At 46.6% G+C, this 26,335-nt stretch carries 29 protein-coding genes; 1 reads left to right on the forward strand and 28 read right to left on the reverse strand.

What is annotated here, in order from left to right; translation table 11 throughout:
• Positions 1-48: 48 nt before the first annotated feature.
• From C161_RS18825 to C161_RS18910, 18 genes are all read right to left on the reverse strand, one after another.
• Positions 49-1,551 carry an AAA family ATPase gene (locus tag C161_RS18825; protein ID WP_036671989.1) on the reverse strand — a complete coding sequence of 501 codons (1,503 nt, stop codon included), beginning with the start codon at positions 1,549-1,551 and terminating at the stop codon, positions 49-51.
• Positions 1,544-2,071, reverse strand: coding sequence for a hypothetical protein (locus C161_RS18830; RefSeq protein WP_036671991.1), 528 nt, complete (start codon positions 2,069-2,071; stop codon positions 1,544-1,546). Before C161_RS18830 ends, C161_RS18825 begins: the two co-directional genes overlap by 8 nt.
• A gap of 302 nt (positions 2,072-2,373) precedes the next feature.
• Entirely contained in the window at positions 2,374-2,904 is a 531-nt protein-coding gene (locus C161_RS18835; RefSeq protein ID WP_036671993.1) for a DUF5590 domain-containing protein, read from the reverse strand.
• A gap of 37 nt (positions 2,905-2,941) precedes the next feature.
• Positions 2,942-4,249, reverse strand: coding sequence for an amidohydrolase (locus tag C161_RS18840; RefSeq protein WP_036671995.1), 1,308 nt, complete (start codon positions 4,247-4,249; stop codon positions 2,942-2,944).
• Positions 4,236-4,889, reverse strand: a complete 654-nt coding sequence (locus tag C161_RS18845; protein WP_036671997.1) for a redox-sensing transcriptional repressor Rex — start codon at positions 4,887-4,889, stop codon at positions 4,236-4,238. Before C161_RS18845 ends, C161_RS18840 begins: the two co-directional genes overlap by 14 nt.
• A 219-nt stretch (positions 4,890-5,108) precedes the next feature.
• Complete coding sequence (gene dinG / locus C161_RS18850) at positions 5,109-7,970, reverse strand: ATP-dependent DNA helicase DinG (RefSeq protein WP_036671999.1); 2,862 nt, start codon at positions 7,968-7,970, stop codon at positions 5,109-5,111.
• A 142-nt stretch (positions 7,971-8,112) separates the two neighbouring features.
• Positions 8,113-8,736 carry a tetratricopeptide repeat protein gene (locus C161_RS18855; RefSeq protein ID WP_313771433.1) on the reverse strand — a complete coding sequence of 208 codons (624 nt, stop codon included), beginning with the start codon at positions 8,734-8,736 and terminating at the stop codon, positions 8,113-8,115.
• Positions 8,737-8,853: 117 nt separating this feature from the next.
• Complete coding sequence (panD, locus tag C161_RS18860) at positions 8,854-9,237, reverse strand: aspartate 1-decarboxylase (RefSeq protein WP_036672001.1); 384 nt, start codon at positions 9,235-9,237, stop codon at positions 8,854-8,856.
• Positions 9,230-10,126, reverse strand: coding sequence for a pantoate--beta-alanine ligase (gene panC / locus C161_RS18865; RefSeq protein ID WP_036672003.1), 897 nt, complete (start codon positions 10,124-10,126; stop codon positions 9,230-9,232). The genes panD and panC overlap by 8 nt, the downstream gene beginning before the upstream one ends.
• Positions 10,123-11,001 carry a 3-methyl-2-oxobutanoate hydroxymethyltransferase gene (panB, locus tag C161_RS18870; RefSeq protein ID WP_036672039.1) on the reverse strand — a complete coding sequence of 293 codons (879 nt, stop codon included), beginning with the start codon at positions 10,999-11,001 and terminating at the stop codon, positions 10,123-10,125. Before panB ends, panC begins: the two co-directional genes overlap by 4 nt.
• A gap of 343 nt (positions 11,002-11,344) precedes the next feature.
• Positions 11,345-12,322 (reverse strand): biotin--[acetyl-CoA-carboxylase] ligase, encoded by a 978-nt coding sequence (locus C161_RS18875; RefSeq protein ID WP_036672005.1) that lies wholly within the window; start codon positions 12,320-12,322, stop codon positions 11,345-11,347.
• Positions 12,309-13,607 carry a CCA tRNA nucleotidyltransferase gene (locus tag C161_RS18880; RefSeq protein WP_036672006.1) on the reverse strand — a complete coding sequence of 433 codons (1,299 nt, stop codon included), beginning with the start codon at positions 13,605-13,607 and terminating at the stop codon, positions 12,309-12,311. Before C161_RS18880 ends, C161_RS18875 begins: the two co-directional genes overlap by 14 nt.
• 62 nt (positions 13,608-13,669) lie before the next feature.
• Positions 13,670-14,830, reverse strand: a complete 1,161-nt coding sequence (gene bshA, locus C161_RS18885; RefSeq protein WP_036672009.1) for an N-acetyl-alpha-D-glucosaminyl L-malate synthase BshA — start codon at positions 14,828-14,830, stop codon at positions 13,670-13,672.
• A 99-nt stretch (positions 14,831-14,929) separates the two neighbouring features.
• On the reverse strand, positions 14,930-15,628 hold the full coding sequence (bshB1, locus tag C161_RS18890; RefSeq protein WP_036672011.1) for a bacillithiol biosynthesis deacetylase BshB1: 699 nt from the start codon (positions 15,626-15,628) through the stop codon (positions 14,930-14,932).
• Entirely contained in the window at positions 15,625-16,065 is a 441-nt protein-coding gene (mgsA, locus tag C161_RS18895) for a methylglyoxal synthase (protein ID WP_017687735.1), read from the reverse strand. Before mgsA ends, bshB1 begins: the two co-directional genes overlap by 4 nt.
• A gap of 11 nt (positions 16,066-16,076) precedes the next feature.
• Positions 16,077-16,880, reverse strand: coding sequence for a 4-hydroxy-tetrahydrodipicolinate reductase (dapB, locus tag C161_RS18900; RefSeq protein ID WP_036607633.1), 804 nt, complete (start codon positions 16,878-16,880; stop codon positions 16,077-16,079).
• A gap of 80 nt (positions 16,881-16,960) precedes the next feature.
• A complete protein-coding gene (locus C161_RS18905; RefSeq protein ID WP_084650368.1) occupies positions 16,961-17,485 on the reverse strand; it encodes a tetratricopeptide repeat protein in 525 nt (174 codons plus the stop codon).
• A 50-nt stretch (positions 17,486-17,535) separates the two neighbouring features.
• Complete coding sequence (locus C161_RS18910; RefSeq protein WP_017687732.1) at positions 17,536-17,865, reverse strand: nucleotide pyrophosphohydrolase; 330 nt, start codon at positions 17,863-17,865, stop codon at positions 17,536-17,538.
• Positions 17,866-18,036: 171 nt separating this feature from the next.
• Here C161_RS18910 and C161_RS18915 point away from each other — a divergent pair, with 171 nt between their 5' ends.
• On the forward strand, positions 18,037-18,906 hold the full coding sequence (locus C161_RS18915; RefSeq protein WP_036607636.1) for a YitT family protein: 870 nt from the start codon (positions 18,037-18,039) through the stop codon (positions 18,904-18,906).
• A 121-nt stretch (positions 18,907-19,027) separates the two neighbouring features.
• Here C161_RS18915 and C161_RS18920 read toward each other — a convergent pair whose 3' ends face one another.
• The 10 genes from C161_RS18920 to C161_RS18965 form a co-directional block, all read right to left on the reverse strand.
• Positions 19,028-19,897 (reverse strand): sporulation protein YpjB, encoded by an 870-nt coding sequence (locus C161_RS18920; RefSeq protein WP_051449812.1) that lies wholly within the window; start codon positions 19,895-19,897, stop codon positions 19,028-19,030.
• A 66-nt stretch (positions 19,898-19,963) separates the two neighbouring features.
• Positions 19,964-20,590 (reverse strand): DUF1405 domain-containing protein, encoded by a 627-nt coding sequence (locus C161_RS18925; RefSeq protein ID WP_036607641.1) that lies wholly within the window; start codon positions 20,588-20,590, stop codon positions 19,964-19,966.
• 111 nt (positions 20,591-20,701) lie between these two features.
• Complete coding sequence (locus C161_RS18930) at positions 20,702-21,586, reverse strand: menaquinol-cytochrome c reductase cytochrome b/c subunit (protein ID WP_036607643.1); 885 nt, start codon at positions 21,584-21,586, stop codon at positions 20,702-20,704.
• A 21-nt stretch (positions 21,587-21,607) separates the two neighbouring features.
• A complete protein-coding gene (gene qcrB, locus C161_RS18935) occupies positions 21,608-22,279 on the reverse strand; it encodes a menaquinol-cytochrome c reductase cytochrome b subunit (RefSeq protein ID WP_017687726.1) in 672 nt (223 codons plus the stop codon).
• Positions 22,280-22,294: 15 nt separating this feature from the next.
• On the reverse strand, positions 22,295-22,834 hold the full coding sequence (locus C161_RS18940) for a QcrA and Rieske domain-containing protein (RefSeq protein ID WP_036607648.1): 540 nt from the start codon (positions 22,832-22,834) through the stop codon (positions 22,295-22,297).
• Between the two features lie 192 nt (positions 22,835-23,026).
• Positions 23,027-23,449 (reverse strand): DUF2487 family protein, encoded by a 423-nt coding sequence (locus C161_RS18945; protein ID WP_036607650.1) that lies wholly within the window; start codon positions 23,447-23,449, stop codon positions 23,027-23,029.
• A gap of 153 nt (positions 23,450-23,602) precedes the next feature.
• Positions 23,603-23,782, reverse strand: a complete 180-nt coding sequence (locus C161_RS18950) for an IDEAL domain-containing protein (RefSeq protein ID WP_017687723.1) — start codon at positions 23,780-23,782, stop codon at positions 23,603-23,605.
• A gap of 23 nt (positions 23,783-23,805) precedes the next feature.
• A complete protein-coding gene (locus C161_RS18955) occupies positions 23,806-24,312 on the reverse strand; it encodes a gamma carbonic anhydrase family protein (RefSeq protein ID WP_036607653.1) in 507 nt (168 codons plus the stop codon).
• Positions 24,313-24,356: 44 nt separating this feature from the next.
• A complete protein-coding gene (locus C161_RS18960) occupies positions 24,357-25,475 on the reverse strand; it encodes a hypothetical protein (protein ID WP_036607656.1) in 1,119 nt (372 codons plus the stop codon).
• Between the two features lie 234 nt (positions 25,476-25,709).
• Positions 25,710-26,309: a histidine phosphatase family protein gene (locus C161_RS18965; protein WP_036607658.1), complete on the reverse strand. Its 600-nt coding sequence runs from the start codon at positions 26,307-26,309 to the stop codon at positions 25,710-25,712.
• Between the last annotated feature and the right edge of the window lie 26 nt (positions 26,310-26,335).

The following is a 26,335-nucleotide window of genomic DNA, read 5'->3' on the forward strand; positions in this document are numbered from 1 at the left end:
TATCTTAGCACGAGTGAAATGTAAAAAAAAATAACCAGCATAAATAAATTATGCTGGTAGAAGGGCACTGTCACGAAATTGACAACGAAATTGTTCGCCAGACAAAACTTCCTCACGAATCAAGATGTCGAGTGAATTGTCGAAAATTGTCCGTTGTTCTTCAAGCAACTGCTTTGTCTGTTCCATCAGTTCTTGCAGAATTAATTTATTCTCTCGCATCAGTTCCTCGGTTGTGACCATATCCATGTTCACAATCCCAAGTGAAGTCAACCCCGAAGCCATCATCGTCTGTACAACATTGGTTGCCTGATCAAAGTCATTGCGTGACCCTGTGGAACGACCACCGTAGTACATTTCCTCCGCAGCTGCTCCTCCGAGTGCAATCATAATCTGCTCTTCCAGAAAGCGCTTCGTATAGAGGAACTGTTCCTGTTGCGGGTTATGACGTACATATCCCAACGCCTGACCACGCGGACTAAGTGCCACCTGACTAACACTGCCTGGACGAACGAGTTCAGCCATAATGGCATGTCCCAACTCATGAATGGCGACCCTTTTCTTCTCTTCCACGCTCGACTCACGGTCTGTCTTCTCACCCATCATGACTTTATCAATAGCCAGGGACAGATGCCGCTGTTCGATGTTTAACAGCCCGTCTCTCATGGCGTATATTGCTGCTTCGTTCATCACACTTTCGAGCTGTGCACCGGAGAAACCATATGATTCTTCCGCTGTTTTCTCCAGATTAACTTCCTTCAACAGAGGTTTGTTCACCGCATGCAGTTCCAGAATATGCTTTCTGCCCTTTTTGTCAGGCAAGTCCACTTGAATGTGGCGGTCAAAACGTCCCGGTCGCGTCAGGGCGCTATCCAGCATCTCTTTACGGTTCGTTGCAGCGATAACCAGAATTCTTGGCGTATCGGAAGAATAGATTCCATCCATTTCCGTCAGGAGCTGATTGAGGGTCTGATCATATTCACGCTGTTGACCACCCTCACGTTTCCCCCCGATGACATCGATTTCATCGATAAAGATAATAGCGTTTTCCTTATTTTCCTTGGTGGCACGGGTTCTCGCGTCCTTGAACAAATCCCGAATTCTGCTGGCACCCACACCAACATACATTTCCACGAACTCACTACCCGATGCTGCTACAAAAATAGAATCGGTGTAATGGGCAGCAGCCTTGGCCATCAACGTTTTCCCTGTCCCTGGAGGGCCCGTCAGCAAGATCCCTTTTAACGGGCGAATCCCGAACTTCCGGATTTCTTCATGTTTGATCAGAAAGTCAAGCGCTTCACGCAATTCCTGCTTAGCACTGTCTTGTCCGCCAATTTCTTCAAAAGTAAGCTTGGAAGGTCCTTTTTTCTTCCGTTTACGTTCCTGTGCAGCACCTACTGTAATCCCGCCACGCATTTGCATCATGAACAGCAAAGCTCCGACAAGCACTGCTGCAATCAGGATCGGAACAATATTAACACCAGTAAAAGCAAGGAAAATAATCAATACGGGAAAAAATCCGATGGCAACTTCTTTTGTCCACTTAGGCATTAGGCCACACTCCTATCTGACCGGGCACACGCGGCAGAATAATAAACTTGCTGGCATCTCCGTCTCTGAGACTGACATATACATTGTTGTCATCCATCGCTGTATTTACCTTAATTCCATTCGTCGCCATCTTGGACAACGTTGGTGTAATCTCGGTGTATTGCTTGTTCTCCATCGCCTGAGCTACGGTGAACATCGCATCACCCCACCAACTTTCCAGTGCTTCACTGGAATGATCCACAACATCCAACTTTAGTGAGCGTGTTCCAATCAGGGTCTGTCCTTCTTTGTGAATATATTGTACCAGTCTGCCCAAATCAACATCAGGTTGCAGATCCAGTTTCAATTGTACATCATTGCGGTTAATAGTTAATTGAACGTCATTGACTCCATCGTACTGGGTTACCATTTTTTCAATCGGATTCTGCACAGCCACCTGACGATATACAAACCAACCTCCAAACAACACAACGGCTGAAATGACGGCAGTTATAGCAATAGGCAATACTTTTAACTTCAAGTGAATTACCCCTCCCAGATTTTGGCCCAACCTACTGGCTTATTGGTATATACGAATATGTGCACATTGACTCCTGCGAGAATTTCGACAGGATTATTTGTTTTTGAATATAACTTTGAGTACATATCTGAGTATATCACATCGTATATACAATTTCGAAGGCGAAAATATGAATAAATTATTAATTTTAACTATTTAAATCAAATATGTTTACAGACAACACAAAGAACCGGTTCAGTCGGATATCCGTCTGCCGGTTCTTTCATTTCTTTAATTCTCTAGTTATCTCACTCTATCTTGTTCTAGCTGTTCGGGAGTGTGTAGACCAGGTCCACCTGTTCTCCGTTGCTAAAACGATAAAAGCGATAGTGGTTATGCGTACCGTCTTTATAATACACTTGCCACACATATATTCCATTCACAACTCCGGGCATGATTCGTTTAATCTCACCGGAAGGAACTTCAGAACTGAAGCGATTGCGTATCTGCGCTTCGGACATGCCATTCTGCAGCAGCTCACTGTGTATAGCGTTTGCACCCTTAACCGGTTGATTGTTTGCATCGAATTTAACCCAGACCATAACATCCTGGTTATCCTTGTTTTTGCCGATCAGGGTCCAGTAGATGTTGTCAGAGCCTTCTTTGTCTCCCCAGATGTACTTGCGCAATTCATCATAGGATGTAATGCCCAGTTGCTCCTGTGCTGCTTGTATGGCGAGCGCTTCTTCCTTGCGTTGGTCCTGCGTGACATGGACGTAATAACGCTGAAGTCCAAACAGAATCAGAACCAGTGCAAGCAGCGAAATCCATATCCACTTCTTTTTTTTCTTCAAAAGCCGAACTTCCTTTCCCTATGATGCTGTCCTGCAATTAACGAGCAAGCAGACCATCAAATGCCAATTGAGACTCACGCAAAATGCGTTCTTCATCCAACGTCAGACATTCGCCATGTTTCACCACTTGTTTTCCATCCACCCATACGTGCTCAACATCTTTGGCAGAAGCCGAGTAGATTGTATGTGAGATCAGGTCTGTATGTGGATAGAAATGTGCCTGTTCAATGTCCAAGGCGATAAAGTCAGCCTTCATGCCGACCTGGAGTGCTCCGGTATTGTTCAAGAAGATGGATTTGGCACCGTATGACGTTCCGAGTAATAACGCTTCGCCTGCTGGCACTGCCGTCGGGTCACCAGATACACCTTTGTGGATCAATGCAGCCAGTCTCATTTCCTCGAACATATCCAGGTTGTTGTTGCTTGCCGGTCCGTCTGTTCCGAGTGACACGGTAACTCCTGCTTTCAGCAACGCAGGTACCCGCGCAACACCGGAAGCGAGTTTCAGGTTACTTCCCGGGTTATGGGATACAGCCACATCATGACGGGCCAGAATCTCAATCTCTTCGTCATTCAGATGCACCGCATGTGCAACCAGGGATGGACGAGAGAAAAAGCCCAGTTTCTCCAGATGTGCCACAGGACGCAGTCCATAATCAGCCACGTTCTGCTCGACTTCACGAAGCGTTTCCGACATATGTGTATGAAGGGGAAGGTTTAGGTCGTTCGCGACCTGCACAAGCTTCTCTATGTAGTCCGGAGGGCATGTATATGGTGCATGTGGCGAGATTACGGTTGTAATGCGACCATCTGCCTGTCCATTCCACTCACGCGCAAACGCAGCCGACTCCTCCAGCTTCCGCAATTGTTCTTCTTCCGAGCACAACCCGATTACACCACGTGCCAGTGCTGCTCTAACGCCGGATTGCTCCACAACTTTGGCAACTTGATCCATGTGATCGTACATGTCCAGGAAAGCTGTAGTTCCGCCTTTCAACATTTCAAGCACCGATAGCGAAGTTCCCCAATATACGTCTTCTGAAGTCATTTTCGCTTCCATCGGCCACATTTTTTCCTGCAACCATACTTGCAATGCAAGATCGTCTCCGTGCCCTCTGAGCAACGACATCGCTGCATGACCATGCGTATTGATCAGACCCGGCAGGAAGAACAGTCCTTTTCCATCCACTTTGGTACAATTTTTGTCTTCATCCGGCAATGTCTCACCAATATGCACAATCTTGTCATTCTCAACAACCATGTATCCGTGGACCACGTTCCATGTTGTGCCGCCTTCATTAACGGCAAATTTGCCGTTGTGAATTACCCATCTATTTGTTGTCATCTTCCTCGTCGTCCTTTCCAGTCTCCAAGTAATAGGCCAAACTAAGCAGATCCGTTGTAAAGTCAGCATGGTGAATGCGGATATGCGGCGGTGTTTTTAGAATGGTTGGTGCAAAATTAAGGATCGCTTCAATTCCTGATTCAATAAGCTGATCGGCTACATTTTGGGCTTCCGTATCCGGAACCGTGATAATTCCGATGCGAATATTTTCCGTTTTAACCGCTTCCGTCAATTCATCCATTGGTTTTACCGTCAAACTGTTGATTTGACTACCAATCTTCGGTCCGTATGCATCAAATACAGCAACAATCTTCATGTTGTCTTTCAGATATGCGTTGTAGTTGGACAAGGCCTGTCCGAGATTACCCGCGCCTACCAGAGCCACATTAATTTGCTGATCGATTTTGAGAATGTGACGAATTTTTTCGATCAAATAGGATACATCATACCCGATCCCTTTACGACCAAAATCACCGAAGTAAGCCAGGTCTTTGCGAATTTGGGCCGGATTCAGATCCAGCCTCTGTCCAAGCTCTTGAGAAGAAACAGTAGCCACCTCACGCTGATGCAACTCGTTCAAATAACGCAAGTATACAGGCAGACGTCGTACCACCGCTTCCGAAATTTTATCCGATTTCATTCTTGCTCCCCCTTACCAAGGCCACGATAAAATAATAGATGAAAAGATGAGCATTCTGTATAAAACTCAAAGATAAACGTGACATTTTATACAGAATGCTCCTTGTAATTTGGGTTATAAGTTCTTACGTGCAACTGCTTTAATCGGATACGGAAATATCTAATAAAGTTTAACGCCAAACGATAGTGTCATGCAATGATATAACGAACAAAACAACCATTATTTTTGTTCATTAGCAGGTTTTTCCAACCACTCGGTAATTCGTGGAACCATTTGCTCCGTGAGCATGTGCTCCATTTTGGGACCAGGTAATGAATATAAAAAGAATTTACCATAATACGCTTCAATCACCCGTGTATCATAAACAATGACAATTCCTCTGTCCTTTGCTGTACGCACCAACCGGCCAAATCCCTGTTTGAAACGAATGACCGCTTGTGGCACGGACAGTTTCATGAACGGATTTTTCTTCTGTTCCTGAAGCAGCTCACTCTTGGCTTCCACCAACGGATGATTCGGTGGCTGGAAAGGCAATCGCACAATAGCGAGACAGGTTAGCGCCTCTCCCGGGATATCTACACCCTCCCAGAAGCTGCTTGTGCCCAGAAGTACCGTTGCTTTGGCATCTTGAAACCTGCGAGTCAATTTGGAACGACTTCCACTGTCAACGCCTTGCCCAAGCAACGAGATGTCGTTGCCAGACAGTGCCTCCTTCAGCGGATCATAGACCTGTCGCAACATCTTGTATGAAGTAAACAGAACCATCATGCGTCCACGCGTAGCAATTGCCGTCTCTGCAAGTGATTGCACCAGCATATTAACAAAGTGCGCATCACCCACACTTCCCTTCACACTCGGGAAATCACGCGGAATCACCAGAAGTGCCTGATCGCGATAGTTGAAAGGTGATGGCAACATCGACGTTAACAGCCGATTGTTCTCGGCCGCTTCCTGCAAGCCAAGCTGTTCAATCATGAACTGGAATGACTTATCTACCGAAAGCGTAGCCGATGTAAGCACAACACTTTTCTTTTTATCAAAAAATAAATCCTTAAGTTGTGCACTCACATCTACAGGTACGGCATACAGCTGGAGAGATTTGCTGCGGAATTGGCCGCTGGCTTCCATCCAGTACACCGTTTTGGCATCATCCATTCGCATGAAGAAACGTAGATTCTCCTTCAATGTGGTCAGATCTTTCAGCAGTCCTGTAATGTCCGTGATCAGACTATCCGATTGATAATCATCCTGATCCTCTTTCACTTCAAGCAGCAATTTGTCCCCTTTGCGAACCAAATCACCCAGAGTCACATAGATCTGGTTCTCCAGATCCTGCAACTCCTGCCATTTTGCAGGTTTCTGAGATGCTTTCAGACGCAGTGAAAATTGCCCCGTCTCTCCCGGTGAAGCATCACTTCGTTCAGGCAACAGACCAAACAAGGCATCGCTCATACGATCCCACAGCTCCTTAACTTCAAGAGCGAGCGGGAACATCTGATCCACCATGGAGCCCCATTGCACCGAATTTTCATGCCCGGATAACTGCGAACGAAGCATAGGCAGCTGTCCATTACGACTGTCTTTAAATAGGCGGGTCAGTGTATGAACCAAGGTGAAATATTTCATATGCATTCCAAGATGTTTACCAGCGACATCCTCCAGATGATGTGCCTCATCGATCACAAGACTCTCATAGGCTGGCAGCAGCTGATGCGCGGCTTTCACATCCGTAAATAATTTGGAGTGATTGGTGATTACGATATCAGACAACCCTGCTTCATGTTTGGCACGATGGTAGAAGCATTTACGGAACCATGGACAGGATCTTCCCAGACATGATTCGGATTCACTCTGTACGGTCTCCCAGAAGTCCCCTCCGCGTCCGCTAAGGTTAAGTTCCTCATCATCTCCGGTTTCGGTCTGCGTAAGCCAGACGATCATCTGAGCAGCTGTGAAATAATCCTCTTTCGGTGTGGCGAATTCACGTTTATTGATTTTGTGTTCAAATTTGCGCAGGCACAGGTAATGTCCACGTCCTTTGAATACAGCAGCCTTAAACGGGAACGGAACCACTTGAGTCAGCATCGGAATGTCCCGCTCTCTCAATTGCTCCTGCAGATTGATCGTATGCGTGCTAACCATAACTTTCTGTTCTTGCTTCACACTTTCGTAAATAGCAGGCAACAGATACCCTAGAGATTTACCGGTACCCGTTCCAGCTTCGATCAAGAGATGTTTCTCTTCATCCAGGGCTTGCCTTACACTGCTGAACATCTGAGTCTGCGCTTCACGCTCTTCGTAATGATCCAGTGTATCCTTCAGATTCTCCCGAACCTGGTCCATAAACTGTTCGAAGCTTACACCATCGAGGGGGTTAGCCTCCCGCTCATCGCGTGGTGCACCAATATCGGTCCAATCACTTACATTAAGAGCAAGCTGACGATAATAGGTATGTCCGTCCAGATCCTGAATCGGCTCTGCTTCCTTCTCACTGCGCATTCCGTCCAAAAACCAACCCAAGTCACTGTCTTCTGGTGCAAACAGGTCACTGAGGCGCTGAATCGTTATGAGCGGTAATTCCTTTAACTCATCCAGACACTTGAGCAGCACATAGGCTGTCGCCAGTGCGTCACTGTCTGCCTGGTGAGGGCGATCATGTTGAAATCCAAATTCGGAAGACACATAACCAAGTTGATAAGAACCCAGTGATGGGAATGTGATCTTCAGAAAATCAATCGTGTCCAGAATGCGGCCAGTGAACGGCAAATAACCGCAACGGTCAAGAGCATTCTGCAAAAAGTGAAAATCAAAAGCGACGTTGTGTCCAACAAGCACCACATCATTAAGTAGCGGAACCATCTCCATCATCATCTCTTCGAGTGAAGGAGCGTCCGCCACATCTGCATCGGTAATACCCGTCAACCCCGAAATAAACGGGGGAATCGGTACACCAGGGTTCACATAAGAACTATATATTTGAGTTATGCTGTAGTCATGGTCTATGATGGCAAGTCCGGCCTGTATAATCTCACCGTCGGACTGCGTGCCGGTTGTTTCGAAATCCAATACGGCAAATTTCATTGCAATGTACGGTCCCTTCCATTCCAGTCTATGTTACAGCATAGCAAAAAAAAGGGGATTTGAAAATTAACTGACAAAAAAGCGGTGTCCCCGCCGCTATGCCAAAGGAGGGAACACCGTTTTTTTGTCGCCGAATTCCCGCTTAATGAAGGGTCGTCAGCTGATTAGCATATTGCAATTTTCCCCTGTTCAACCTGCATGCTTCCATGTTGTACAGTGGTTCGGTCAATGTCGGGTCATACTGAAGGGCCTGTGCAAAGAGTGAACATGCAGCTTCGGGATTGGCAAGCTTGGCTTGAATACAGCCCAGGGCGTTACACACAAGCCCTTTCAAGCGAGGTGAACCTTTAAGGTACATGATCTGCTGTAAATGTGTTCCGGCTTCCGCCATTTGTTCCAGATTCAGATACGCGAGCGCCAGGTAAAAACGAGTCAATGCACTCTCCGGATGGTCGGTCACAACCCGGGAGAACTGCATGATCGCCTGCGGATACATCTGTAATTTGAAATAACCCTGACCTCGACTGAAACATTCCAGATGGAGTTCAGGCAGAGCGGTAACAGCTTCCTGTTCCGGTTCAAGGGAAGCAGGCTTATCCATCTCTCGCTCCCTCACCTGGCTCATCTTTTCTTCAAACATCAGCCATTCATCCAGCATTCCGTCACTCATCCGCTTAAGCAAGTTCCACTTTTGCAGCAATTCTTGTTTGTTCAGGCCTTCAGCGGAAGGATAGCTCTTGATAATTTCATCTAACATGTCGTTCATTTCTGCGAAAACATGCTGGAACATCGATGCATCCCCACCCTTGAAAAAATGGATTAGTGCAGTGACCTGTACTCATTTTTTGCTTCAAGGGCCGATTTCATTCTCCTTACCAGTCGATTACATAATTGTTGCGTGGACTTCCTGTTTCATCGTTTGTACAGGTTTATTCCGTCCATCTACAAATACAACGGTTGGTTTGTGAGTATTTGCCTCTTCTTGCGACATCATGGCGTAAGAAATGATAATGACGTTATCTCCAGGCTGTACCAGACGTGCAGCTGCGCCGTTAAGACATATGACCCCGCTTCCGCGTGGTCCTGGAATCACATATGTTTCCAGACGTGCACCATTGTTGTTGTTCACAATTTGCACTTTTTCGTTTTCCATCAAGTCGGATGTTTCCATCAAGTCTTCATCTATGGTAATACTACCCACATAGTTCAAGTTGGCTTCCGTTACCGTAGCCCGGTGAATTTTGGATTTCATCAGTGTTCTAAACATGGGACAGTACCTCCGATTTTTGCAACCTTATATTGTCAATCAATCTTGTTTTTCCGAATTTCACCGCAAGTGCGATGAGCAGATCGTCACGGCCTTGAACTTCTTCCTGATCTGTGAGCGGCTCCAGACTTGGAAAAGCCTGAATCTCGGCGTAGTCGATAACGGCAAGCGGTGAGGTTGCAATGTGCTCGCGCAGAATACGACGGATATCTGCGGCTGTAGTAGCTACACCTGTATCTGCGGCTTCCTGAGCTGCACGCAGTGCCTTCGACAGAACCAAGGCCTGTGTACGCTGTTCTGCGCTAAGATAGACATTACGTGAACTGAGAGCAAGACCATCCTCTTCGCGAACAATTGGACAGGGTACAATTTCTACAGGCATATTCAAATCATTCACCATCTGTTGAATGACCGCAACCTGCTGAGCGTCTTTCATTCCAAAAAATGCACGCTGTGGCTGTACGATGTTGAAGAGCTTGGAGACTACTGTTGTTACTCCGTCAAAATGTCCTGGACGTGAAGCGCCACATAAGCGCTCCGTGAGTTTTGAGACAGATACGGTCGTTTGCGTTGCCTGTGGATACATCTCTTCAACAGAGGGAATAAATACGATATCCACTCCTTGTGAGCGTGCTGTTTCCAAATCTCTGGCTTCATCCCGCGGATAACTGTCAAAATCTTCATTAGGGCCAAATTGAATTGGATTAACAAATATGCTTAATACCACGATATCGCTCTGTTGTCTGGCTGCCTGCATCAAGCTTGCATGACCTTGATGAAGATAACCCATTGTTGGTACAAGACCTACAACAGACGCACTGGACCGAATCGCTTGACGCTTCAAGCTTAGTTCCTGTCTTAACTCTGCGATTGTCCGTAATACTTTCATGAGTTACTCCCCACCTTTTCCTTGCGTTGTCCGCCGTACAGTTGATCCAGAACACCATCCGCCGCATTGAATACATGCTCTTCGGCCGGGAACGAACGATCTTTCACTTCTTTCACGTAAGCTTCGATGCTGGTTCTGATTAATGTACCCACATCTCCATAGGTTTTGACAAATCGTTTGGGCGTATACGGAGAGGCGTATTGAACCACATCGTGGAATACCAGTACCTGACCATCACAGCCTCGTCCTGCTCCAATTCCGATGGTAGGGATGGACAGTTCCTCCGAGATCGCCCGTGCAACTTCTTCCGTAACCAGTTCAAGCACAATGCCAAACGCACCTGCAGCTTCCAAGGCTTTGGCTTCGTCCATCAGACGTTTCGCATCCGCTGCATCCTTGCCCTGAATGCGGTAACCACCAATCTGATTAACCGATTGAGGTGTCAGTCCGATATGTCCAAGAACAGGCACGCCTGCTTGCACAACTGCTCTAACGGTGTCCGCTATCTCGACTCCGCCTTCCATTTTAACCGCATGGGCATGCCCCTCTTGCATCAGTCGACGGACACCCTTAAGCGTCTCATCCACGCTGCCATGATAGGTCATAAAAGGCATATCAGCCACAATAAATGTCTTCTCAGCACCGCGCACTACGGAACGTGTGTGGTATACCATGTCGTCGATGGTCACCGGAAGCGTCGAATTATAACCCAGTACTACATTGCCGAGTGAATCACCAACCAGGATCAGATCAATACCTGCTTCCTCTGCTAGGAGCGCTGTTGGATAATCGTAAGCCGTGATCATGGTAAGCGGCACGCCATCCTGCTTATATTTTTTCATTTTCACAATATTCAACGCTTGTTTGTTCGCCATTTTTTTCATGGCTCCTTTCTTCTTTTCAAATAAACGCAACAAAAAAACCTTTTAGTTTTCCACTAAAAAGTCCCGAAAAGTCAAAAAAGAGTCACTTGCGATCGTCCCTTCTGTCTCGGTCCTCTTCGGCTCAGAGCAGAATCCAACAACTCACTTAAACGTATTTCATTCTTGCACTGCGGTCTGCTTATATAAAACACATCAAAGCAGAACAAAGGTTACTGTTACGGGAGTGCAATTCGGTCTGCATTAGCCGATATCGCCTCACGAACACAGTATACCAAAGTTCTGCTCAAACTTCACGTCTTATGTTCATTTTACCAGTGAAAATTCGACAAATTGTTTATGATTTCCAGGAAATCTCACCAGAGATGATTAGCGTATGTTCTCCATCGTGCTTCTCCACGATAAGTGCACCAGAAGGGTCAAGACCAATTGCCTTCCCTTCAATGACACCATGAGGATTCGTCACTGTAATCTCTCGATTCATCGATACGGACAGGGCCTCCCATAGAGCTGAGATCACGCCAAATCCTTCTTTTTGATACAAAAAATACAACTGTTCAAGCTCCGTCAAAATGGCAGCCGTTAGTTTGGTGCGATCAACGGATTGACCCGTCTCCATCTTGAGCGAAGTAGCGATTGTGGTCAGATCTTCCGGATAATCCTCGGGATCAAAGTTCACGTCAACGCCTATACCTGCGATACAGTATCTGACTTCATGATCTTCTACCGTAGATTCAAGCAATATGCCACATACCTTGCGTCCGTCAATCAACACATCATTTGGCCATTTGATGCCCGCATCAGCTCCTGAACAAGCTCGAACGGCACGACATACAGCCACTCCTGTTAATAAAGTTAGCTGCGGCGTATGCTGAAGTGGTAGATCAGGGCGTAACAGGACACTCATCCAGATTCCTTTACCCGGAGGAGAGAACCACTGTCGACCGAAACGTCCTCTTCCTCCTGTTTGTTCTTCCGCAATGACCACAGCGCCTTCTGCCTGCCCTTGCTCAGCTAGCTTGAGAACATCCCCTTGCGTAGACAGGGTCGAAGCCAACAAAACAGCCTTACGGCCAAATACGGTTGTATCCAGGGCCAATTGGAGGCCAGTAGCGTCAATGCTATCCGGCTTCGTTACCAGACGGTATCCTTTGCGGGATACCGCTTCAAACTCATAACCCATGTCTCGCAACTTGTTCACATGTTTCCACACAGCGGTCCGACTGATGGACAGATTACGGCTGATCTCTTCACCCGATACGAATCGTCCTTCTGCATTTAATAACATATGTAACAGATCTTCATGTTTGGTCATCTTGAACCACCCGCTTCACTTCTGCACTTAGTGCTTCATGCTGATTCGCTATCGTTCCAATCGCCGTTTCTCGTAACAAATGTTTCATTAGTTGCCCCAGCCAAGGTCCGCCTTTGCGCTGCACCATTTGTAACACTTGTTCCCCTGTAATATCCAACTCTTTCAAGTCATGCACAGGGATCGATTGACTCCATTCGGCTGCAAGCTCTTGTACTAATACAACCTGCATTTCTGCCGGTTCGGACTGATTCCGCCATTCTGCTGGCAGTGCAGACTGTATTCGAAGCCAATCATCCGCCGCCTGAACGCCACAAGCCAGAACAGTAACGATCCAATCGGAACGGAGACTGACCGTATCCTTCGGCTCCTGCACGGAAGTATGAATCAACTGTTCCACCTGGAGGACCCCTGTTATACGAGAACGATGTTCATTGGAAAATGTCCACTGACGTAATAATACATCTGCTTCATCCTTGCTATAACCGCCAGCAATCAGGATGAGTGACCAACGAAGCAACACATGCTGACCTGACAATTGTTCCAAATTGGATAACAACATCTTGTTAAATCGGGTCGAGCTTACCGGCGCTTTGATATGCGCAAGGGAATCACTTCTGTATAACAGCTCCAACCCTCTTAAAGGATGCGGTCCAGACATCATTTTTACCATCTCGGTACGTACCCGTTCCATTGCTATATGTTGAAGCAGGTCTTTCTGCCTTACAAGACCCTTCCACGTGTTATGGGCAATTTTGAAATCAAATACGGAAGCAAACCGGACACAGCGGAGCATCCGCAGTGCATCTTCACCAAATCGTTCCATCGCAGAACCCACACATCTGACTCGCTCTTCCTTGATATCTGCCTGTCCACCGAACGGGTCAACGATTGTCCCAGTGACGTCCATAGCAAGAGCGTTCATCGTGAAGTCACGCCGCTGTAAGTCTTCCTTGATATCCTGAACAAATTGAACCGCAGCAGGTCTGCGATTATCCTGATATTCGGATTCTGTTCGAAATGTGGTCACTTCAAAGTAATAACCGCCTGAACGAACGGTAACCGTACCGTGTTGCAAACCTGTAGGAATACAATCGTCAAACAGTTCCATGACTTGCTCAGGAGAAGCAGATGTCGTGATATCCATATCGTCCACAACACGTTCCAGCAATTCGTCACGAACGCAACCACCTACCCAATATGCCTTGTAGCCATGTTTGTTTAATGTTGTGAGTACATTCTCACTTTGCATTGCCATTTCACGATCTACCTGTGTCCATTGAACCACCACATATCACCTCTTCTCTTGCCTGTTGTGGTATGCACAGTATGATTTCGTCTAAGAAATGATTAACCGCAAACCGGCTTCAGATTCGGAACTTCCCTTCCCAACACCCGGTAATATATCTGTTCATATTCATGCCGAATAGCATCATTGCAAAAGTCGTGATGCGCGCGCTGAAGACATGCTTCCCTGAACTCAGCAGCCAAACGATCGTCCGTCAACAAACGAATGGTGTTCTCGGCCATGGATTGTGTATCCCCAATCGCGGATAAGTAACCCGTCTTACCATGTAAGACCAGTTCCGGAATTCCTCCGGCCTGTGAACCGATCGTGGGTACGCCACAAGCCATTGCTTCGAGCGCCACAAGTCCGAAACTTTCCTTCTCCGATGGAAGCATCAACACGTCCGCCATGGAGATGACCTGAGCAATGTCATCCTGTTTGCCAAGGAAATGAACTTTATCATTCAAGCCGAGATCATTAATTTTCCATTGCATCTTCGGCAAATCAGGTCCTTCACCAACAAATAACAGTTTGGCAGGAACCTGCTCCTGTACCTGACGGAAGACCTCTACCACATCCTGAGTTCTTTTCACCGGTCGGAAATTGGAGATGTGCATTAATATTTTTTCGTCAGGCGTAGCAAAGTCTCTTCGCAGACTGGCAGCATCCCGCGGATAATATATTCGTTTGTCAATAAAATTATAGGTTAGATCGATTGGACGCTGAATATCCAGCAATTCGACCGTTTCTCGAATCAAATCTTGTGATACGGCAGTAACCGCGTCACTTTCATTAATGGCTAGACGGATCAGATCCTTCAGAGATTCATCCTGAGCCAGAACCGTAATATCCGTTCCATGTAACGTGGTAACCACTTTAAGGCCGTCCCCTACCATTTGTTTCGCCAGAAAGGCACATACTGCGTGTGGCACGGCATAATGAACATGCAGCAGATCTAGCTGCTGTGACTTAGCCACCTGAGCCATCTTTGTTGCCAGTGACAGGTCATACGGAGGGTAACGGAAAACATAATAATCATTTACTTCAACTTCGTGATAAAAAATATTTTTCTGGAACGTACCCAGTCTGAACGGGATACTGTTGGCAATAAAATGAACCTGATGCCCCTGTTCGGCAAGTAATTTGCCCAGTTCCGTTGCGACAACGCCAGACCCGCCGAGGGACGGATAACAGGTGATGCCGATTTTTAGCTTTTTATCCATCCTGTGGACGCTCCTTTGATCTCCCGCTTCATGCAGGTTGATATAATGCAATGGAATAATGAAACCCTTCGTTTCATTAAACGTAAAATGTGAAATCGCTTATTGGGCACCCGAGCCAAATTGATGAACCACGTAAGGTGTAATTGTAGCAAAACCTTCTGCAAACGGGATGAGACTGCGTTGTCCGAGCAAGGAATCGCGGGCTCTTACACGATCAATATACCCTTGATTCAATGGCGTTGAGACCGCTCCGTCTCCCAGTTCGAATTGGGAACGATAAGAGAGTAGTGATGCTTCTTTTTGCTCATAGTGTTCCGTAATATCAACAATCAAATCCGTAGGTCCGATGTCATTAATAAAGTAAAAATAAAGTTCCTTCACCTGCAAGGCAGGCATGTCAGGCATATAGTTGCGAAGCTTAGCGTTAAATACAGCCTCCTGCACAAGCTTACTGCAATTGACATGATCCGGATGACGATCTTCCCAATACGGAGCAAACACCATCCGAGGGGCATGACGTCGTATCTCAGCCGTCACCGCCTGTACATGTTCAGGCGTAAGATACAAGCCACGATCAGGAAGCCCCAGATTCGTTCGACACGAAAGACCGAGGACGCGGGAGGCTTGCTCCGCTTCCTCGGTTCTGCGCTCTACTGTTCCGTTGGAAGACATCTCAGCACGAGTCAGATCACACACGCCTACTTTCAAGCCGGCAGCGGTATGTTTGGCAATCGTTCCACCCATACCAATCTCCGCGTCGTCTGCATGTGCTCCAAAGATGAGAATATCCAGACTCATTCGGAATCACCTGAATTCAATCCAGCCTCCGGCTTGTACTTATGTACCAGCTCTCTCCAGGCAAAATCGCCACGATCCAGAGCCTTAACCAGAATCTCAGCGGTTGCGATATTGGTGGCAAGTGGAATTCCCTGCACATCACAAAGACGTAGCAACGCATTAATATCCGGCTCGTGAGGTTGTGCCATCAATGGATCGCGCAAGAAAATAATCAGATCCATCTCATTTTGCGCAACCAAAGCTCCAATCTGCTGATCTCCGCCCAATGGGCCTGATTCGAATCGATGAATCTTCAGAGACGTTCCTTCCATAATACGAAGGCCTGTTGTTCCTGTAGAATATAATTGATGGTCCGTAAACACAGGCTCATATGCCGTCACGAAGTTAACCATCTCTTCTTTTTTACGATCATGGGCGATAAATGCTATTTTCAACATGACAATCTCCTTTAGTCGATAAAGTGGTCAAATCCGTAGATCATTCCTGTATACTCCATAACCTTTTGCACACCAATCTTAACACCAGGCATATAACCTGCGCGCTCGTAGGAGTCATGCCGAATTTTGAGTGACTGTCCATAATCTCCGAAAACAACTTCCTGCTGCGCGAATACACCAGGCAATCGTACACTGTGAATTCGGAAGCCATTGTAATACCCGCCGCGTGATCCTTCAATCGTTTCTTCCTCATTCGGATTACCTTGACGAAGTTCTTCCCGATTGGCAGCAATCAGTTCCGCTGTTTTGATCGCAGTTCCTGAAGGAGCATCCAGCTTCTGATCCCCATGATATTCGATAATCTCCACATTTGGCATATGTTTGGCAGCCTGTGCTGCGAATCGCATCATCAGAATGGCACCAATCGAGAAGTTAGGGGCAATAAGCCCTCCAATTCCTTTGTCCTGGCACTGCTTGTCCAACTGTTCGATCTGCTCCGGCGTGAAGCCGGTAACACCCATGACAGGTCTGACTCCATGACGGATCGCGATCTCAGTATGTGCAAACGCAAATTGTGGTACTGTAAAATCAACCATAACTTGAGGTTTTGTTTCGGCAAAAGCCATTTCGATATCATCAGTCACCAACACCCCACACTCTGGCAAACCAACAAGGGTTCCTGCATCCGTGCCTGCTCCGGAGCGGTTGACAGCCGCTGCAAGCTCCAATTCCGGGTCCTGAAGTACCAATTTCACAACTTCACGGCCCATACGGCCAGCCGCTCCGATCACGGCAACTCTTATTACTTCACTCATATTGACTGCATCTCCTCACTATGTTGGATCATATCGTAGAATCCATTTCAACTCGAAAGAAATCTTTGCAAAATGAATTCTTATTGAATGGATTTCATACGTTGCTTGATTTCCTGTAACATCTGATGCAGTTGCCCATTCTGCGGATCCAGCAAAATTGCCTCACGCAGCGCCTGAATTGCATAGTTAAATTCATTCAAATCACTGTAAGCCAGCGCAAGCATAACATGAGCTTCCACTGAGAGCGGATCAAGTTTGACCGCTTCTTGCAGAAGCGTAGACGCTTCCACATAGCGCTCCTGTGTTGCAATACCCGCCTGCTCCAACAGCAACTTCGCTCTGGAGGTCAATTGTTTTGCTTCCAACGTCTGCAGATGCAAAATATACTCTTCTGTTCCTGGCGACAATTCAACCGACTTGCGCGCATATTCAAGCGCTGGAACCAGATGTTTGCTGCGGGCGTGTGTAATGGAACAGCGATAATATAACTCCGCATGTTTTGGATGAGCGTGAATGGCTGACTCGAACCAACGAATCGCCTGCTCAAAATCATTTTGCAATATACAGCGGTAAGCCTGCTGCATATATTCTTCCGGTTTCATCATTAAGCTGACCCTCCCCGATCGGGTGATGGTACAGCATATGTAATCTACGCCTAATCGGTGTTTTTGGGAGTCCACCGATTGGCATCGCGGGTGTTAAATTTATGCATGACTTTATCGTGCGCCTCAGCCAGATCAATTCCCAGTGAGTTCGCAAAACAAATCGTGATAAATAAAATATCTCCAAGCTCAAGTTCAATGGAATTGGCTGCTTCGGAAGATTTCTTCGGCTTCTCGCCGAATTCATGATTCACTTCCCTGGCGAGCTCCCCAACCTCTTCAGACATCCGGGCCAACATGGCCAGAGGACTGAAGTACCCCTCCTTGAACTGGGAGATATACTGATCAACCTCACGCTGCATTTCTGCGATGCTTTTCTCCATGAGAACGGATTCTCCTTTGAAATGATGTCGTATTTGTTCCTAATAATATCAGTTATTTAGATTCACTTCCACCATCATCAGCGACAAATCATTTTTAAAGAATCAATAAACAGGTATACTAGATGGGAATGATTGCTTCTTCATTCTAATTTATCTACAGCGAGGGATCTTATGAGCACTGCCAAAACCTGGATACAAGTTAAACTGGTTCTTCCCATCGTACTGGGTACAGCCTTATATGCCTTTGGGCTCCTCTATTTCATTATCCCCAACCAGCTTATGGAAGGTGGCCTCACCGGGGTTACGGTGCTGATCAATTACGCTTTTGGCATCTCACCTTCACTTACAACCTTGATTCTGAATGTTCCCCTCTTTCTGATTGGGCTCAAAATTTTGGGCGGCAGACAGATGATCTATACGGGTATCGGAATCGGGGCACTGACCGTTTTTCTATGGTTGTTTGAGAAGTTGATTCATCTGGGCTGGATTGAACCATTACATACCGAGAATGACCTCCTGCTCGCAGCCCTATATGCAGGTGTCACCCTTGGAGCCGGCCTTGGCATTGTATTCCGTTGGGGCGGAACGACGGGCGGTTCAGACATCATTGCCCGTATTCTGAACCGCAAGTATGGATGGAGCATGGGCCGAGTATTACTGGGCATCGACTTTGTCATTATCGGGCTCTCTCTCATCTACATCCCCAAAGAAAAAATTCTGTATACGCTTGTAGCTGTATTCATCGCCTCCAAAGTCATCGACTTTATTCAGGAAGGTGCATATTCTGCCCGGGCATTTATGATCATTAGTGACCATGCACCCGAGATTGCGGACCAGATCACACGGGATATGGATCGTGGCGTCACCCTCATTCCAGCCATTGGCGCGTACTCTAAACAGGCCAAACACATGGCCTACTGCGTGATCTCCAGGCAAGAGTTCAGGCGATTGCAGACCATTGTACGTTCCATTGACCCGAGAGCTTTTGTCATCATCAGCGATGTTCACGATGTACATGGCGAAGGATTCAAAGAAAGCTGATATAACACAGAAACTACAAGAAAACCTCTTTTTACATGAAGAGCCGTTAACGTGGCTATTCATGCGGAAAGAGGTCTTTTTTTATATACCACTTATACACCACGATTAAGTTCATGTTCTATTAACGTCGAAAAGGAAAAATCCCCTGCTGCTGCGCACGATATTTACGATATCCGGCGTAACTTAACGTCGCCACAATGACCGAACTAATCAGCAGCCCGGCTGCCCTGCGATCGGGACCCTGTACAAACGGTACAAAGGCACTCTCATCCTTCTCGCGACCAAACAACTTGTTCACCAGTTCCTCCCCATGGCCAACCATGCTCTTTAATTGAGCCAGATCAGGTTGCTTGGCAGCGGTAAGCCCTTTGGTATGAGATAACCAGGCGTCTATCTGAGCAATTTCATACGGTTCACGGCGAATCAGTGCGGCAGGACGAATCGTCTCATAATGCTCCTCCAGAACGGTGTAGCGGTTTGCCAGTACGGCCGCAGTTTGCCCTTGATTTGTAGCAGCGGATAAAGCGTCCAGATCGTTTTTCACGATTTTATAATACTGAAGCCATAAAGGCCTGGTTGGATTCGCGAGACTATCTGCTGCAAGTCTAAGCTTGGCTGAGGACTGCTGAAGAGAAGCATCGTCATTTTTCACCTTCACAACGGCTTGTTTCACTTCAACTATGGTTTCGGACAAGGCGTGAATGCCCTCAACTGTTGTTTGTCCCTCAAAGGAGATATGCTCCAGACTTTTACTGATACGCAGAATGCTTCCGCGCACTTCTTCAATATTATTCTCCAGCGCCTGACGATACAATATGGCTGCTTCCTCATTCAGTTGTGCAATTGAATTGCTTGTGGACACTTGCTGATCTGAATTCGAATTCAATGCTTCACTTTGCGCGGATACACGATATGCTAAGTTCGTCCACAGCATTATAGCTATAAACGATACCACCAATAAGCCAGTTTTGATCCCAAACGTTCTCTTCATGGACATCCCTCCCACCACCAATGTATGGCGGGGGACAGTTCATTAGAACAAGCTCAAGATCGGATATCAGGTTCGTTTCGCCTGTCTTAAGGCCAGCCACGCGCACAGAATGCTTACCAGTGTCAGTCCGAATGTGAAATTACGCACACCATCTACATGATCATAGAGGGAAGCGGGTAACCAAGGGTAAATATCATATGTATAATCCATCGTATCGTTCAACAGCGTCCAAAGACCTGCAACGACAAGGGAAGTCCAGCGGAAACCGAAAAAGCGTACAAAAATTAGAGCTTCTATGGCCATCGCACTATGCGAAGCAATCAACATCCAGTCTTGCCAGTGCTGTGTACCACCTTGCATCCAGCCAGCGAAAATAATGGACACCGCCCACACGCCATATTTCACAGATGTGACCACGGCAAGCGCCTGAATCACATGTCCGATCCGTTTGATAATGATGGACCGCGGTGGGTACAACACCCATAACAACGCTAAAGTAAAAAACAAACTCGCTGTTGGGCTATCTGGCACAAATACGATCTGCCACACCGGCTGCTCAGCCAGCGTCAATTTCATTTGCTCTCCGTACCAGATGTATCCGTATACCGTTCCTACCGCATTACACCAAAATAATAGCCACAGGAAATAACGATTGGTTAGAAATTCCCTACTCCAGAAATACGATAAAGCCACATTCCCTGCCCCTTCCTTCATCAATATTGTGCACGATACAGTGCTGTCCAAAAAAACACTTCAAAAAAACCTGACCGCATAAACGATCAGGTTTCATTGGTTATTTCGATTTTACTGTTCTGCTTTCTGTTTCGCAAGCCATTCGGTCAGATGAGTGATCTCTTCATCCGTGACACCTTGAGCAATAGCATTATTGTACTGAGGTTGCATTGCATTGTAACCTTCTTTGATAATGGTCAGAATCTCTTCCTGGCTGTGCTTGTCACCTATGCCTCGAAGCGAAGGTCCAGTTGCGCCCTTCATATCAGCCGCATGGCAACCAATACATCCAGCCTTCTTGTACGTTTCCATTGCAGGATCATCCTGTTCCACGATCGCAACTTCTTCTTGCTGTCCAGGTGCATTGGAAACGGGTGGGAGTCCCTGTTCACGCCTCTCCAGCGCTTCTTCTTCACGTTGAATGTGTTCAGGCTTCTGTCCACTTGCTTCCAACTCATGCTCGTAGTGCGTCCACGCTACATTTGTCAGGTAGAATACAGAAATGACCGACAAAATCATCAGTGATGAAGCAATTGGGCGTTTATAGAAACGCCGCTCCTTGCCTGTATCCAGGAATGGTGCCAGTAGCAAAGCTCCAAAAGCAACTCCGCTGACCCCCAGTACCCCGAGCAGAACGTAATCGCCCGATGCGTATGGATACTTCAAGTACTGATACAGAAAAAGGAAGTACCAGTCCGGCATAGGAATTACGGATGCGCTCGGATTAGCCGGATAGCCTAAAGGTGCAGGTTCTGAGATCGTGAGAACCAGAATCCCCACCAATACAACGACACCAACCATCCATTCTTTCAGCAGGAAGTTGGGGATAAAGGCTTCTGATTTGCCGGGATACGCCGTGTAATCAGGAGGGGTAATAAATCCCGCCCCTTTACGGACCCGTGAATCACCGACAAAGATAACCTTTTCCTCATCATCCTTCTTATGTCCGTGAGCCATTGCGATTCCTCCCTTCTCAGTTTATAGTGGTCCCGAAATGCCCTGTCTGCGGATCATGATAAAGTGTCCGACCAGAAGCACCAGAAGCACAGCGGGGAGGAAGAATACGTGCAGGGCAAAGAATCGGGTTAGTGTCTGTGCACCAACAATCGTACCGCCTTGCAGGAATTCTTTAATAATCGGTCCCAGCCAAGGAACCGTATTGGCAATCTCCAGTGTTACTTTTGTTGCAAAATAGGCTTTGTTATCCCATGGCAACAAGTACCCTGTCAGCCCCAGGCCCAACATGACGAAAAAGATCAGCATGCCGACAACCCAGTTCATTTCACGCGGTGCCTTGTAAGAGCCTGTAAAGAACACACGCATCGTATGTAAGAACATCATTACGATAACCAGACTGGCTCCCCAGTGGTGCATGCCGCGAACAATTTGGCCGAAGGCTACTTTGGTCTGAAGGTACTCCACACTTGCGTAGGCATTGATAATATCAGGTACATAATACATGGTCAGGAACATGCCTGACAGAATCTGAATAACAGTAATAAAGAACGTCAAGCCACCAAAGCAGTACACGAATGCGGAAAAGTGATGAGCCGGATTTACATGCTCTGGAACTTCATGATCCGCAACGTCCCGCCAGATTGGCGTGATGTCAAGACGCTCGTCAATCCAGTCATAGACATTTTTAAACATCTGCGTTCACGCCTCCTAATTCACTCGGGTGTTCGGAACAATGTCGCCCAGATATACCCAACCCTGCTCTTCCTTGACTACGTACTCATCCAGCGGTTTGGGGGCTACGGCAAGATTCTTCCCTTCCTTGTCATAGTGCGCGCCATGGCAGGGGCAATGATACTCGTCAGGGTACTGCTTGTCACTATTCCAGCCTACTGTACATCCCAGATGTTTACAGATAGGTGAGAGTGCATAAATTTTACCCTGCTCGTCTTTGCGAATCCACGCCACTAACGATGCATTACTCAGATACCAACCATCCTGTTGTTTAAGTTCAAAGGTGAATTCTTGAGGCTCATTCGTAATTTTGCTGATTTCAGCTACTTTGACAGAGGTGCCTTCTCCCTTATGTTGCAAAATCGGGTCCACCGCAAAACGGACCATAGGAAGGATTGCACCGGCGGCCATGTAGGCTGTAGCTCCACCAAGCGTGTACGTCAAAAACTGCCTGCGTGACATCTCCATGCGGCTTGGCAATTTCAATGAAGCTTCGTGGTCATGCTCACTGCTCATACTGTCTCCAACCCCCTTTTTCAGCCAACTCTCTCAAACGTTTTCATTTTCATAAATTCCACGACTTACTAGAACATACATAATCATATAGTAGCCCTAGAACACCGTCAAGAATTTGTCACACATTTTTAAGGTTCAATTGTAAGCGTTATTAAAAAATTGTTGTAAAATTGTCACATTTGTCGCTAAAAACTATTTTTTCCACAACTCTCGTATCTTTTCCCCTATAAATCTCGCAATCCCTTCTTCTCCGACCTCATGAGTTAAGACGGACCGACTCAAAACCAGATCAGCAGCTGGAATTTCCACGCCGTCCAAATGACCATCTGATGACATAATAACCACATATTTGAATCCTGAGGATTTAAGCTGTTCGGACAAGGAATTTAATGTCATTGACAATTCCGAATTAGCATAATGAAAGGCTGGATAAGTCATGATTCTCCCTTTGAAAGGAATTTCGACCAGATCCAGAAAATCTCTCAGCCGCTCCAACGCCTCGGTAGCTTCAACTGGCGACTGCTCACCGCTAAGAGCTGTGTATGGAATAAGGCATGTATCCAGATAGAGTTGCAGTTCAGCCCAGCTGTCTTGAGTCATCTCACTGAATTTCAATTCCCTATATCCCCTCTCTATCCATTTTATTCCCATATTATATATGACTATATCTTATAAATCCAGACATTCATTTCGGAATTACACATATCAAAAAAAGGAAACACGCATCTGCGCATTCCCTTTTATCTCAGAAAGGAACTATTTTGCTAATCAGTTTATGGTCCTCAGTTCATCCGTCAGACTCCGGAAAGCTACTTCGTCTCCGGTAGCTAACGCTTTATCGATTTCCAAATAGAGCTTCTCGCTGCGCTGTTTGCGAAGCGCTTCGTCCCAAACCATCTCAGCTGCCAGCCCCAACATGACTTCATACGTAACTTTCATTTTATCCAATAGGATGCACCTCCAAAACGGATTTAAGAGCTCCTATATTCTTTTCCTTTGGTAACATAACCCAGTGAAGTTCTGGACATCCGCTCCAGATCGGCATCAGTCAGCTCACGTATCACTTTGGCAGGTGTCCCCAAAGCAAGAGTATAGGGCGGAATTTTACTATTCTCAGTAACAACAGAACCGGCTCCAATCAGCGTATATTCGCCAATATCGGCTCCATTCAGCAGAATGGCTCCCATGCCGATTAATGATCCTGTTCCAATACAACAACCATGAATGATCGCTGTATGTCCTACTGAGACATCATCTCCCACAATCAAAGGTTGATCAGTATTGACATGCCCGACAACATTATCTTGAATATTACAGCGCTTTCCAATGATAATAGGAGCCAAATCAGCCCGAAGGACTGCATTGAACCAGACGGAAGACTCTTCTCCCATTCTCAAATCACCGATCAGTTTTGCACCTTCAGCCATATATACCGAAGGATGTAACTGAGGTTGTAGACCTTTGTATGGAATTATCATTATTATCACTCCTTAATTTGGGAGTGATTTTAGCAACTTGTCCTTCACTTGTCAAACATAATAGGCGTAATGTCTCCTGAGATGGAGCGACAGGATGCAGCAAGACGTGTGCCCCAGGCTGTCATTTGTATAGTCCTGCCTTCCTCATGTTCCCCAATACGGACCATGCCAAGATGCAACATCATTTTAACAATTCTGTTATCATAAATGGCCTCGGCCGTATCATAGTAAAACGGCTGAATGAACGGACCGATCTGACGAAACAGCGACTCGGCGGTTGACCATTCTTGGGCACATTCGCCTGTCCAATACACAATAGAGGACAGATTGGGAATAGCACCTTTATACAATCTTAACCAAAACCTAAATAGCTGTATCATTTCGGCTGTTTTCTCAGCTCCCAGCTTGTCTTCTCCAGCTGGTGATAACTTCAGCGTGCCTTGCTCCTCACGAACCAGCCGATGGTGAAATGCATAGTCGTAGAGAAGTGCGAAACGATCCGGGTAATCCTTGAAGGAACGGCCATATCCGAATCTCCATCCACCTTTGCCCACCAATTCCTCACTAATGTGCAGATGCTCCATAATCTGCTGTTGAGAGCGACGGTACATCATGCCTTCAGCGTTAAGGGCAATTTCGTGCTGCTGGACAAACTGCAGAAACAACTTGAGATCATCCGCTAAGAGATGATACTCATCCCGATACATGGGTGGCTCCGTTGTTTTGGTAATCCCTGCTCGCAGATGTGTGGATAACACATCCCTGAATCTTAATTTCAGATCCTGGGGTACCTGATACAAATATCTGGTCTGCTGCGTTGTCCCATTGAACAACCATCCACTCTTATTGAAGCGAACGATGAGATCACGTGGACTCGCGCCAGCCTCACTCTCCTTTTTGTCCATCGATTGACGGGCTATGGCAATGAGTTCTTCCATACCATAATACTGGCGAGGATCAAACAACAAGTTGTTCAAAAAGCGCTGATCTGCTTGATTCAGTTGACGTACCTGCTGCTCAAAAAAGGGTCTGCTGCCCAATGTAGTGAGAATACTCTGGATGAGTTCATGTTTGGAATTGGGCTTGCATTCACATTGGTAATAGTCTGCTATTCGATTAAGCTGGCCAATATCGGCAAAAGTAAGCATATCCGCTAGATTCATGGGTCCATCGCCTCGCCCGTTAACTACTTCGACTACTGATTCAGAGCCTGAAATAGTTTGGTTTTGTAAACATCGTTGACGGAATTCCCATAATCTAAACCTCTTTTTGGAAATCTTTTATGTTTTAAACCATACTATGCCCCGAGTTGGTCAATCAGAAGAAAAATGAGAGGTTTGAAATCATATACAGTCTTTATTTCCCCATAAAACGCAAAAAAAACAACCCAAGTTGGATTACTCAGGTTGTTTCGCTGTGTCCAAAGACAGATGTCGTGTGCAATTATATAACAGTGGACTCCAGTCATCACGTTCCTTTTCCAGGATCGTCAGTGACAGGTTTCCAATCCGTTCTGTATACCGATCTTTAAACAAAGCTGTTAAAAGGTTGGCTAAGAAAGCTCCGTGAGTGACAATGAGTACGTTTTGGTCAGAATAGGCAGACCATAGATCTTCCAGAAACGCCAGTGCACGAATCTGGATATCCGCTATCTGCTCCTGTCCCAAGTCCAATGTCTCCCAGGCTTGGCCCCAACGGGCAACCCGTTCTTCTGAAGTCAGACCTTCAATCTGACCAAAAGCCCTTTCTTTCAACCGTGCGTCCGGCTCAAGCAAAGGTACATTCAACAGCTTGGAGATAATCTCCCCTGTTTCCTGTGCCCGCGATAATCCACTTGTGATGATATAGTCCCATTGGTATTCTTCCGTCAGCAGACGTCTTCCCAGGCGCTCTGCCTGTTCACGACCTTCTCCATTCAGAGGAATATCCGTCTGACCCTGTATACGGCCCGCCGCATTCCAGTCTGTAAGACCGTGACGAATAAGTCCGATTCGCACTTACATCCCTCATTTCTCCACACGGC

Origin of the sequence: Paenibacillus sp. FSL R5-192, assembly GCF_000517845.1 — a bacterium.
Classification (GTDB): domain Bacteria; phylum Bacillota; class Bacilli; order Paenibacillales; family Paenibacillaceae; genus Paenibacillus; species Paenibacillus amylolyticus.